Here is a 2,087-nt window from a genome sequence, read left to right on the forward strand (position 1 = left end):
CCGATCTCCGCGTTGAGCTTGAGGTACTGCCCCTGGGATCCGGGAACCAGCGTGTACGTCCTGAGCTCGTAGATCATCGCGTGGGCTCCTTTGGCGCGCGGGGCCGCGTCAGCGGTACGGGGTGAAGGGCATGTCGACGGCGTAGTCCTTGCGCAGCGGGTGCCCTTCCCAGTCCTCGCTGAGCAGGATGCGACGGAGATCGGGGTGTCCGTCGAACGTCACCCCGAGCAGGTCATAGCACTCGCGCTCCATCCAGTCGGCCCCGCGAAACAGTCCGCTCAGGGTGGGGCAGTGCGCCTGCCCCGGGGGCAGCTCACAGCGCAGCATGACCACGAGCCCGTGCTCGAGATCCTCCAGGCGACAGACGACCTCCAGGCCCTTGTCCTTCCAGTCGACCGCGCTCAACCAGTTGAAATACCGGCAGCCCACCTCGTCCCTGAGCGTACGGGCCACCGCCTGCCAGCGGCTGGCGGGGACGCGCACCGTCACCACGCCCGCCTCCAACGTGGGCTCCACGCCACACTGCTCCCGGATCACCTCGACGGCCTGGGGGGCGGTCACGCGCTAGTTGTGAACGAGCATGAGGTTGTTACCCCCGGGGAGCCGACTCATGGGTGGTTGCCCGCCGAGGCTGCTATGCGGCCGGGCCGTATTGTAATGCTCGAGCCACCCGGGCAGGCAATGGGCGCGGTCGGCGGAGGTGTAGTACGGCCGGGCGTACGCCCATTCGCGCAGGCTGGTCTGGATGAAGCGCTCCGCCTTGCCGTTCGTGCGGGGCGTATACGGCCGGGTCCGCCGATGGCGCACCCGCAGCGCGCGACACGTCGCCCGAAAGCTGCGCGAGATATACCCCGAGCCGTTGTCCGTGAGCACGCGGCGGACCCGCACCCTCCGGGCGCGAAACCACTGCAGCGCCCGCCGCAGAAACCCGCTCATCGTCTCCCCGCATTCGTCAGCGAGCAGCTCCATGTAGGCCACGCGCGAGTGGTCGTCGATGGCAATGTGCAGATACTCCCACCCTATGCCCCGGGCGCGCTGTTGCCGCTGGCCCGTGATCCGGTGCCCCACCCCGGCGATCCGCCCCAGCTTCTTCGTATCCAGATGCAGCAGATCCCCACACCGTGGGTGCTCGTAACGCTGCACCAGCGGCGGCGGCGTCAACCGGCCGCGGCGCGACTGGCCGCTGCGCCGCAGAATCCGCGCGATGGTCGCCGGGCTCCGGCCCACCGCCGCCCCGATCTGGGCACAGGTCCACTGCTGCTGCCGCAGGACCCGGGCCCCCAGCTGAATCCGCGCCTCCGTCGCCCGGGGACTGTGCGCGGGGCGGCTCGACCGGTCCTGGGCCCACGCCCGGCTGTCCGGGATCCCCACGCTTTGCTTGCGCGCCACCCACTTGCGGGCCGTCTGCCGAGAGACGCCCAGGGCCCGGGCCACCGCCCCCAACGCCTCCCCCTGCTCGACGCGGGCCACCAGTTCTTCTCGACGGTACGGGCTGAGTCGGGCATTCTTGTGAATGTTCATCCAGGCCTCCTGTCTCGGGTCAGTTTTGACTTGGCAGCCATTACTGTCCCAAGGTCGGCCTGGGTGAACAACCTCTTGCTTCGTCACAGCTAGCGAGATAGACCCCCCCGATCGAGATCGACGCCTTCCTGCGCCAAAGCGCGCCGCGTGATTCCGACGTCGACCGCTCAGGAGGCGCTCCGCTCGCTGTGCAGGCGGGTCCGCCAGCTCCGCGGCCCGCACGTGAGGACGTGGGCGTGGTGGAGCAGGCGGTCGAGCATCGCGGTGACGGCCGCGGTATCGCCGAGGAGCTTCCCCCAGTCCTCCACGGGCCGATTCGAAGTCAGCAGCGTGGAGACCCTCTCATACCGGCGCATCACGATCTCCAGGAGATCCTCGGCGGCGGTGTGCGGCAGCTTGCGCATGCCGAGGTCGTCGATGATGAGCAGCGGCACGGTCGTGACGGCGGCGAGGTAGGCCTTGCGGGTGCCGGCGAGCTGGGCCTCGACCAGCTCCTCCAGGAGCGCATGCGCCTCGCGATAGAGGACGCGGTGGCCTTGCTGGATCACGGCGAAGCCGATCGCCTG

The 2,087-nt window shown here is 69.3% G+C and carries 3 protein-coding genes; all 3 read right to left on the reverse strand.

Features of this window, described 5'->3' with window-relative positions:
* Positions 1-108 precede the first annotated feature (108 nt).
* Positions 109-561: an NADH-quinone oxidoreductase subunit C gene (locus VFZ20_RS29945; protein ID WP_329687638.1), complete on the reverse strand. Its 453-nt coding sequence runs from the start codon at positions 559-561 to the stop codon at positions 109-111.
* A 3-nt stretch (positions 562-564) separates the two neighbouring features.
* Entirely contained in the window at positions 565-1,521 is a 957-nt protein-coding gene (locus VFZ20_RS29950) for an IS481 family transposase (protein WP_329687639.1), read from the reverse strand.
* 167 nt (positions 1,522-1,688) lie between these two features.
* A partial coding sequence (locus tag VFZ20_RS29955) for an ATP-binding protein (protein ID WP_329687640.1) occupies positions 1,689-2,087 on the reverse strand: 399 nt, incomplete at its 5' end.

Origin of the sequence: Longimicrobium sp., from assembly GCF_036280135.1 — a bacterium.
GTDB lineage: Bacteria > Gemmatimonadota > Gemmatimonadetes > Longimicrobiales > Longimicrobiaceae > Longimicrobium.

Coding starts and splice junctions, on each gene's coding strand:
- VFZ20_RS29950 (WP_329687639.1), bottom strand. CDS start 1,521: ATGAACATTCACAAGAATGCCCGACTCAGCCCGTACCGTCGAGAAGAA.